Annotated in this window: 8 protein-coding genes; 1 reads left to right on the top strand and 7 read right to left on the bottom strand. The window is 68.1% G+C overall.

Features of this window, described 5'->3' with window-relative positions:
* From clpC1 to lysS, 3 genes are all read right to left on the bottom strand, one after another.
* The coding region (gene clpC1 / locus VKG81_RS18905) for an ATP-dependent protease ATP-binding subunit ClpC (RefSeq protein ID WP_324398170.1) at positions 1 to 2429 on the bottom strand (2429 nt) is incomplete at its 3' end.
* A 305-nt stretch (positions 2430 to 2734) separates the two neighbouring features.
* On the bottom strand, positions 2735 to 3079 hold the full coding sequence (lsr2, locus tag VKG81_RS18900) for a histone-like nucleoid-structuring protein Lsr2 (protein ID WP_324398168.1): 345 nt from the start codon (positions 3077 to 3079) through the stop codon (positions 2735 to 2737).
* A gap of 132 nt (positions 3080 to 3211) precedes the next feature.
* Positions 3212 to 4720 (bottom strand): lysine--tRNA ligase, encoded by a 1509-nt coding sequence (lysS, locus tag VKG81_RS18895; protein WP_324398167.1) that lies wholly within the window; start codon positions 4718 to 4720, stop codon positions 3212 to 3214.
* Between the two features lie 23 nt (positions 4721 to 4743).
* Here lysS and VKG81_RS18890 point away from each other — a divergent pair, with 23 nt between their 5' ends.
* Positions 4744 to 6000 carry an alanine racemase gene (locus VKG81_RS18890; protein ID WP_324398165.1) on the top strand — a complete coding sequence of 419 codons (1257 nt, stop codon included), beginning with the start codon at positions 4744 to 4746 and terminating at the stop codon, positions 5998 to 6000.
* Positions 6001 to 6021: 21 nt separating this feature from the next.
* Here the strand turns inward: VKG81_RS18890 and VKG81_RS18885 are convergent, their stop codons facing one another.
* From VKG81_RS18885 to VKG81_RS18870, 4 genes are read right to left on the bottom strand one after another with little or no spacing between them, the layout of a single operon-like run.
* Complete coding sequence (locus tag VKG81_RS18885) at positions 6022 to 6837, bottom strand: type III pantothenate kinase (protein ID WP_324398163.1); 816 nt, start codon at positions 6835 to 6837, stop codon at positions 6022 to 6024.
* Positions 6838 to 6839: 2 nt separating this feature from the next.
* On the bottom strand, positions 6840 to 7253 hold the full coding sequence (gene panD, locus VKG81_RS18880; protein WP_324398161.1) for an aspartate 1-decarboxylase: 414 nt from the start codon (positions 7251 to 7253) through the stop codon (positions 6840 to 6842).
* Position 7254: 1 nt separating this feature from the next.
* Positions 7255 to 8190, bottom strand: a complete 936-nt coding sequence (panC, locus tag VKG81_RS18875) for a pantoate--beta-alanine ligase (RefSeq protein ID WP_324398159.1) — start codon at positions 8188 to 8190, stop codon at positions 7255 to 7257.
* On the bottom strand, positions 8180 to 9121 hold the full coding sequence (locus tag VKG81_RS18870; protein ID WP_324398157.1) for a Rossmann-like and DUF2520 domain-containing protein: 942 nt from the start codon (positions 9119 to 9121) through the stop codon (positions 8180 to 8182). Before VKG81_RS18870 ends, panC begins: the two co-directional genes overlap by 11 nt.
* Positions 9122 to 9150: the final 29 nt, after the last annotated feature.

Below are 9150 nucleotides of genomic sequence, written 5' to 3'. Positions count from 1 at the left end.
GTGCCGTCCCAGTTGTCGACGTCGACGGTGACGAGCTGGCCGGGTCCGACCTCCTCGAACAGGATCTTCTCCGACAGCTGGTCCTCGATCTCCCGCTGGATCGTCCGCCGCAGCGGCCGCGCGCCCAGAACGGGGTCGAAGCCGCGCTTGGCCAGCAGTGCCTTGGCCCTGTCCGTCAGCTGCAGCGCCATGTCCTTGCTCTTCAGCTGCTTCTCGACACGGCTCGCCATCAGGTCGACCATCCGGATGATCTCGTCCTGAGTCAGCTGGTGGAAGACGATGATGTCGTCGATGCGGTTCAGGAACTCCGGGCGGAAGTGCTTCTTCAGCTCGTCGTTGACCTTCTGCTTCATCCGCTCGTAGTTGTTGTCACCGCCGCCCTGGGTGAAGCCCAGCCCGACCGCCTTCGAGATGTCGGCCGTGCCGAGGTTGGACGTGAAGATCAGCACGGTGTTCTTGAAGTCGACCGTGCGGCCCTGCCCGTCGGTCAGCCGACCGTCCTCCAGGACCTGCAGCAGGCTGTTGTAGATCTCCTGGTGCGCCTTCTCGATCTCGTCGAACAACACCACCGAGAACGGCTTGCGCCGCACCTTCTCGGTCAGCTGGCCGCCCTCTTCGTAGCCGACGTAGCCCGGGGGGGCACCGAACAGCCGCGAAGCGGTGAAGCGGTCGTGGAACTCGCCCATGTCGATCTGAATGAGCGCGTCGTCGTCGCCGAACAGGAAGTTGGCCAACGCCTTGGACAGCTCGGTCTTACCGACACCGGACGGCCCGGCGAAGATGAACGAGCCGGACGGGCGTTTCGGATCCTTCAGACCGGCACGGGTGCGCCGGATGGCCTTGCTGACCGCCTTGACGGCGTCCTCCTGGCCGATGATCCGCTTGTGCAGCTCGTCTTCCATGCGCAGGAGCCGAGTGGTCTCCTCCTCGGTCAGCTTGAACACCGGAATGCCTGTCCAGTTGCCCAGCACCTCGGCGATCTGCTCGTCGTCAACCTCGGCAACCACATCCAGATCACCTGAACGCCACTGCTTTTCGCGCTCGGCGCGCTGAGCGACCAGGTGCTTCTCCCGGTCCCGCAGGGACGCCGCCTTCTCGAAGTCCTGCGCGTCGATCGCGGACTCCTTCTCGCGGCGCGCCTCGGCGATCTTCTCGTCGAAGTCACGCAGGTCCGGCGGCGCGGTCATCCGGCGGATCCGCATCCGGGCACCCGCCTCGTCGATCAGGTCGATCGCCTTGTCCGGCAGGAACCGGTCGTTGATGTAGCGGTCGGCCAGCGTCGCGGCGGCCACCATCGCGCTGTCGGTGATCGACACCCGGTGGTGCGCCTCGTAACGGTCGCGCAGACCCTTCAGGATCTCGATCGTGTGCTCGACCGTCGGCTCGCCGACCTGCACCGGCTGGAAGCGGCGCTCCAGCGCCGCGTCCTTCTCGATGTACTTGCGGTACTCGTCGAGCGTGGTCGCGCCGATCGTCTGCAGCTCGCCGCGAGCCAGCTTCGGCTTGAGGATCGACGCGGCGTCGATCGCGCCCTCGGCGGCGCCCGCACCGACCAGCGTGTGCAGCTCGTCGATGAACAGGATGATGTCGCCGCGGGTGTTGATCTCCTTGAGCACCTTCTTCAGGCGTTCCTCGAAGTCGCCGCGGTACCGGCTGCCGGCCACCAGCGAACCGAGGTCCAGCGTGTAGAGCTGCTTGTCCTTCAGCGTCTCGGGGACCTCGCCGTGCACGATCGCCTGCGCCAAGCCCTCGACGACCGCCGTCTTGCCGACGCCGGGCTCGCCGATCAGCACAGGGTTGTTCTTGGTGCGCCGGCTCAGCACCTGCATGACCCGCTCGATTTCCTTCTCGCGGCCGATGACCGGGTCGAGCTTGCCCTCCATCGCCGCCGCGGTCAGGTTGCGCCCGAACTGGTCGAGCACCAGCGACGTGGACGGGTTGCCCGCCTCGCCACCGCGACCACCGGTCCCGGCCTCCGCGGTCTCCTTACCCTGGTACCCGGACAGCAGCTGGATGACCTGCTGACGCACGCGGGTCAGCTCGGCCCCGAGCTTGACGAGCACCTGAGCGGCGACGCCCTCGCCCTCACGGATCAGGCCGAGCAGGATGTGCTCGGTGCCGATGTAGTTGTGGCCCAGCTGGAGCGCCTCCCGCAGGCTCAGCTCGAGCACCTTCTTGGCTCGCGGGGTGAACGGAATGTGCCCGGAGGGCGCCTGCTGGCCCTGGCCGATGATCTCCTCGACCTGGCTACGGACGCCCTCGAGCGAGATGCCCAGGGACTCCAGCGACTTTGCGGCTACGCCCTCACCCTCGTGAATCAATCCCAGCAGGATGTGCTCGGTCCCGATGTAGTTGTGGTTGAGCATCCTGGCCTCTTCCTGGGCCAGAACGACAACGCGGCGTGCGCGGTCAGTAAATCGTTCGAACATCGGTGGTTACCTGCTCTCCCTCACCAGTAGGTACCGCGGATACCCGTTGCACCTGCCACCCACTCTAATGGGCAGGGCCGTCCGACGCCCCACGACGGGAAGTGGTCATCAGCTACGGCACAGCGGCAGAACTTTGCGGTGTCCCCGCAGTACACAAGTAATAACGCCGGTCGGCCCGGAAACGTTTCCGCGGCCATCCGGCCGGGTGGTTCGCGGCAAGCGTAAGCAACGCCGAGGCGACGCGAGATATTTCGCGGGCCGTTCGGGCGAGTGTTGCCGACGGTCCGGAGGCGTGCCGTTATGTCTTATGTCGCCGCGTGGAACGCTTCGATGACCTCTCCCGGGATCCGGCCGCGGGAGGACACGTTGTGTCCGTTGCGCCGCGCCCACTCACGGATGGCGGCGCTTTGCTCGCGGTCGATCGAGGCCCGGCCGCGCCCCGCCGGGCCGGCCGCCCGGCCGCGCCGGCGACCGCCGACCCGGCGGCCCGCTTCCACCCAGACCCTCAGCTCCTCGCGGAGTTTTTTCGCATTTTTCGTTGACAGGTCGATCTCGTAGGTCACACCGTCGAGCCCGAATTCGACTGTCTCGTCCGCGGCGGCCTCCCCGTCGAAATCGTCGACCAGCGTGACGGTGACTTTCTTGGCCATTGCTGCCACTGCTCCTTCTGAACACTGTGGGGCGCCCGTCGAAGACGCTGGGCGTCGATGTGCAGATCATCGAACTGAAACCAATGTGCCATAACAGCGCCATTGAGGCCAACCGCGCGACACACCCACGGATCAGTTAGTGAGCCGCCGCACAATGGGGTACAAAACCGTGTCCCTAATTCCCAGTCCGGTCAATACCATCAACAACCGATCGATGCCCATTCCGGTACCGGTCGTCGGCGGCATGCCGTGCTCCATGGCGGCCAGGAAATCCTCATCCAGGGCCATCGCCTCGTCATCGCCGGCAGCCGCGGCGCGTGCCTGGGCAGCGAAACGCTCACGTTGGACCACAGGATCGACAAGCTCGGAATACCCTGTGGCGAGTTCGATTCCGCGAACATAGAGGTCCCACTTCTCGGTGACCCCGTCGATCGTTCGGTGCTGTCGCGTCAGCGGCGTGGTGTCGACGGGGAAATCGCGGACGAAGGTGGGCGCATACAAGTTCCCGCCGACGAGGTGTTCCCACAATTCCTCGACCAGCTTGCCGTGCCCATAGCCGCGGTCGCGCGGAACTTCGAGACCGACGCTATTTGCGATCTCGAGCAGGCGCTGCACCGGGGTCCGTGGTGTGATCTCTTCGCCGACCGCTTCCGACAGGGACGGGTACATTTCGAGGGACTGCCATTCTCCGTCGACATCGTAGGCGCTGCCGTCAGACAGCGTGAGCAGACGGGTGCCGAACACCTCATCGGCGACTTCCTGAATTATCTCCCTGATCATCGTTGCGGAATCGTCGTAGGTGCCGTAGGCCTGGTAAGTCTCCAGCATGGAGAATTCCGGCGAATGGGTGGAGTCGGCGCCTTCGTTGCGAAACACCCGGTTCAACTCGAAAACCCGCTCGAAGCCACCGACGACGCACCGCTTGAGGAACAGTTCCGGAGCGATGCGCATGTAGAGGTCGGCATCCATCGCGTTGGAGTGGGTGACGAACGGGCGCGCCGCCGCCCCCCCGGCCAGGGTCTGCAGCATCGGGGTTTCGACCTCGAGGAAGCCGCGGCGATGCAGGGCATCGCGCAACGCACGCACCACGGCGATCCGCTGCCGCGCCACCGTGCGCGCCTCGGGCCGGACGATCAGGTCGACGTAGCGCTGCCGCACCCGCGCCTCTTCGCTCAGCTCCCGGTGGGCGACCGGCAGCGGCCGCAGCGCCTTCGAGGCCATTTGCCAGCAATCGGCCAGCACAGACAGTTCGCCGCGGCGAGAGCTGATCACCTCGCCATGCACGAACACGATGTCGCCGAGGTCCACGTCGGCCTTCCACGCGTGAAGCGCCTCCCGGCCGACACTCGCCAGGCTCAGCATCGCCTGCAGCTGGGTGCCGTCACCCTCCTGCAACGTGGCGAAGCACAACTTGCCCGAATTGCGTGCGAACACCACTCGCCCTGCGACACCGACCACCTCGCCGGTGGACGTGTCGGCGGCCAGGTCGGGATAGGCCTCGCGAATCTGCTTCAGCGAGTGTGTCCGGGGGACGTCGACCGGGTAGGGCTCAACGCCTTCGGCGAGCAGCCGGTCGCGCTTGGCCTGCCGGATCCGGAACTGTTCCGGAATGTCGGCGTCGCGCGGATCAGCTGAACTCACGACGTGCCAGCTTAGATGAACATGTGCGAGCCGATATCGACCGCGCCGCCGTGGCCGGGCTGGGCGACGAAACGGTGGACTGGCGGTTCAAGGGTCTGCCGCCGTCGTGGGCGGGGCGAACCGTGGCCGAGGTGCACGCGGAACGTCCGCGACTGCTCGGCGACGGGCCGACGGGACCGGTATGCGTGCTGCGCGACGACGCGCTGCGGCACAATCTGGCGACGATGGCCGGGTGGTGCCGACGGGCCGGTGTGGCGCTGGCACCGCACGGCAAGACCCACATGGCACCTCAGCTGTTCGCGCGCCAGCTCGACGCCGGGTGCTGCGCGATCACCGTGGCGACGATCAGCCAGCTGCGGGTGTGCCGGGCGTTCGGCGTGCGTGACGTCATCCTGGCGAACCAGCTTGTCGACCGGGCCGGTCTGCGATGGCTGGCACGCGAATTGGACGCCGACCCCGAGTTCACGTGCGTCTGCTGGGTGGACTCGGTGCGGGGGGTGCAGATCATGTCCGCGGAGTTGGCCGCCGCCGGGGCGCACCGACCGGTCGATGTGTGTGTCGAGGTCGGCATGGTCGATGGCCGTACCGGCTGCCGCAGCTCGGCCGAGGTCGACGAGGTCGCGCGGGCGGCTGCGGCGTCCCCGCTGCTGCGGCTCGCCGGCGTCTGCGGTTACGAGGCCGCACGCGGACACGACGTGGCCGCCGAGGAGCGGGACCGCGTCACCGCGTACCTGACCGACATGCGAGCCGCGGTGCAGCGGCTCGCCGGGTTGTTCGAGGCCGACGAGATACTGGTGACCGCGGGCGGCAGCACCTACTTCGACGCGGTGGCCGAGGTGTTGACGGGCTGGCCGGGCGCCCTGGCCGTGCGCACGGTCGTCCGCAGCGGCGCGTACCTCACCCACGACGACGGCCTGTATGCGCGGACGTCGCCGTTGCGCCGCGGCACAACGGCCCCGTTTCGGCCGGCGCTGAGCGTCTGGGCGCAGGTGGTGTCGCGGCCGGAGCCCGCCCTGGCGGTGCTGACGATGGGACGCCGCGACGTGTCGTTCGACCAGGATCTGCCGGTGCCGTACGGGCTCACGGGCGGGCGCGTCACCAAGCTCAACGACCAACATGCCTACCTTCGCCTCAGCCAGGCGGACCGGGCGCGCGTGGAGGCCGGCACGTGGCTGGAGTTCGGTATCTCACACCCCTGCACCGTGTTCGACAAGTGGCAGCTGATCCCCGCGCTCGACGGCGACGGGCGCGTGGTCGACCTGATCCGCACCTTCTTCTGAGGGGCCAGCGCTTCCGAGGGGCTAGCGCGCGGGCTTGAGCTTGCCGCGCTGGCTGTCGCGGTTGCGCTCGTAGACCAGCCGCAGCCCGTCGAGGGTCAGGTGGCGGTCGTAGTCGTCGACGCTGTGCAGGTCGGGCAACAGCAGCGGCGCGGTGTGCCCCGTCGCGACCACCTTGACGTCGTCGCTGCCGAAGCCGTCGACGTCCTCCCGGATTCGCCGGACCAGCCCGTCGACAAGACCGGCGAAACCGAACACCGCCCCGGCCTGCATGCATTCGACGGTGTTCTTGCCCACCACCGAGCGCGGGCGCATCAGTTCGACCCGGCGCAGCGCCGCCGATCTGGCCGCCGCCGCGTCCGACGACACCTCGACGCCCGGAGCGATCGCTCCGCCGAGGAACTCGCCTTTGGCCGACACCACGTCCACGACGATCGACGACCCGAAGTCGACGACTATCGAGGCTGCCCCGTACTTGTGATAGGCGGCCAGCGCGTTGACGATGCGGTCGGCGCCCACCTCCTTCGGGTTGTCGACGAGCAGCGGGATGCCCGTGCGCACGCCGGGTTCGATCAGAAGGTGCGGAACCGACGGCCAGTACTGGTCGAGCATCTCCCTCAACTCGTGAAGCACCGACGGCACCGTGGACAAACCGGTGGCGCCGGTGAGCCGCTCGGCATCGTCGCCGATCAGCCCGTCGATGGTCAGCGCCAACTCGTCGGAGGTCACCTCCGACTCGGTGCGAATCCGCCAGTGCTGCACCACCTTCGCGTGCGAACCCGACCCGGAGATCAATCCGACGACGGTGTGGGTGTTGCGGACGTCGATGGCCAGCAGCACGGCTACTGCACGCCTGCCGGAGAGGTCAAACCGAACCCGTCGGGCACGTACGCCGGGTCGACGCCGAGGTCGACCTGCTTGTTGTCCGCGTCGACGAACACGATTCGGGGCCGGTACCCGCGTGCCGCGGCGTCCTCCATCGCCCCGTAGGCGATCAGGATCACCAGGTCACCCGGGTGGACGAGATGTGCCGCCGCGCCGTTGATTCCGATGACCCCGCTGCCCCGCGTGCCGGTGATCACGTACGTGACCAGCCGCGCGCCGTTGGTGATGTCGACGATCGTGACCTGTTCACCCTCGAGCAGGTCCGCGGCGTCCATCAAGTCGGCGTCGATCGTCACCGAACCCACGTAGTGCAGGTCGGCCTCGGTGACCGTCGCGCGGTGGATCTTCGACTTCAGCATGGTGCGCAACACTTCAATTCCTCCACGGGAGTTCGTGATGGTCGCCCGGCCCGGTCAGCGACTTCCCGTCGGTGCCGGCGACATCGATGGTGATGTTGTCCAACAGTCGGGTGGTTCCCAGCCGAGCGCCCACCAGCAGTCGGGCGGGTCCGCTCGCCGGGGCGGGCTGCAGGTCGGCTGCCCGCACCTGCAGATAGTCCACGTCAATGGCGGGGACCTCGTCGAGCACGGCCCGAGCGGCGTCCAGCGCTGCCTCCACTCCCCCCGGCGCTGAGTACATCCCCGCCAGCAGCGCCGCCGACAACGCGCCCGCCTGCTCGCGTTCGGCCGGGGTCAGGTAGCGGTTGCGGGACGACATCGCGAGGCCGTCCGCTTCGCGCACGATCGGCACGCCGACAATCCGGACGTCGATGTTGAAGTCGGCGACCATCTGCCGGATCAGCACGAGCTGCTGATAGTCCTTTTCGCCGAAGAACGCCCGGTCGGGCCCGACGATCTGCAGCAGCTTGAGCACCACGGTCAACATGCCCGCGAAATGGGTTGGGCGCGAGGCGCCTTCCAACTCGGCGGCCAGCGGACCCGGCTGCACCGATGTGCGGGGGCCGTCCGGGTACATCGCGGCGATCGTCGGCGTGAACGCCAATTCCACGCCGAGGGCGCGCAACAACTCCAGGTCGCGGTCGAGGGTGCGCGGGTACGCGTCGAGATCCTCGTCGGCGCCGAACTGCAGCGGGTTGACGAAGATCGACACCACCACCGCCGATCCGGGAACCCGTTTGGCGGCGCGGACCAAGGCGAGGTGACCGTCATGCAGCGCACCCATGGTCGGCACCAGCATCACCCGCCGGCCGGTGTGACGAAGGGTACGCGTGACATCGGCCACATCCCTGGGCGCCGCGTAGGTGTTCAGCTCGCCGGGATGGAACTTCTTCCGTGTCCTAGTTGTCACCGCAGCCCGCCCGTTCCGAACCGTTGCCCAGCACCGCGAACACTTCCGCGGGTGCATGCGCGCGCTGCGCGGTGCGCCGCGAAATCGCCCGGTATGCCTCGCGCAGTTGCGGATCCACTTCCGCCAGAGCGCTCAGGTGCGCGGCCACCGCGTCCGCGTCGCCGCGGGCCACCGGGCCCGTCAACGCGGCCTGGCCGCGCTGCAGTGTGTTCTCCACCGCGGCCCGGGTCAGCGGGCCGATCACCCGCTCCGCGATGCCCCCCGGCGCGTCGCCGACGAGCTGCTGGCCCAGGAGTTCCTGACCCCACAGCGCCGCTCTGAGGGCTTCCAGCGCATCGGCCAGCACCGTCACGACGTGGTTGCTCGCATGCGCGAGTGCCGCGTGGTACAGCGTGCGGGCATCCTCGCGCACCCGGAACGGTTCGCCGCCGATCTCCAGGACCAGCGACTGTCCGATCGCGTATCCGACCTCGTCGGCCGCGGTGAGGCCGAAGCACGTGTCGGCAAGCCGGGCGATGTCCTCGTCGGCGCCGGTGAACGTCATCGCCGGGTGGATCGCCAGCGGAATGCAGCCCTGCCCGGCCAGCGGCGCCAGCACCGCGACCCCGTTGGCACCCGAGGTGTGCGCGACGATCGTTCCCGGCCGCACCGCCCCGGTTGCCGCGAGTCCCGATACCAGCGCGGGCAGTTCCCCGTCGGGCACGGCCAGCAGCAACAACTCCGCACGGGCGGCGACCTCGTGGGCGGGCATGATCGCGGTGTCGGGCAGCCTGCGCTCGGCGCGCCGCCGCGAAGCGTGCGACACCGCGGCGCAGGCGATGACGACGTGGCCTGCGCGTTCCAGTGCCACGCCCAGCGCCGTGCCCACCTTGCCGGCGGAGATGATCCCGACCGAAAGGCGTGCCGGGCGCAATCCGTCGAGCTGCTCCATCGCAGACGACCTCGCAAGTTTGTCGTGGA

The sequence above is a fragment of the Mycobacterium sp. genome (genome assembly GCF_035314905.1).
Lineage (GTDB): Bacteria > Actinomycetota > Actinomycetes > Mycobacteriales > Mycobacteriaceae > Mycobacterium.
This window is presented reverse-complemented; position numbering and strand designations above follow the sequence as displayed.

What these genes read in the sequence shown, in the direction of transcription:
- lsr2 (WP_324398168.1), bottom strand. Translation starts at nt 3,079, where the DNA reads ATGGCCAAGAAAGTCACCGTCACGCTGGTCGACGATTTCGACGGGGAG.
- VKG81_RS18870 (WP_324398157.1), bottom strand. Translation starts at nt 9,121, where the DNA reads ATGGAGCAGCTCGACGGATTGCGCCCGGCACGCCTTTCGGTCGGGATC.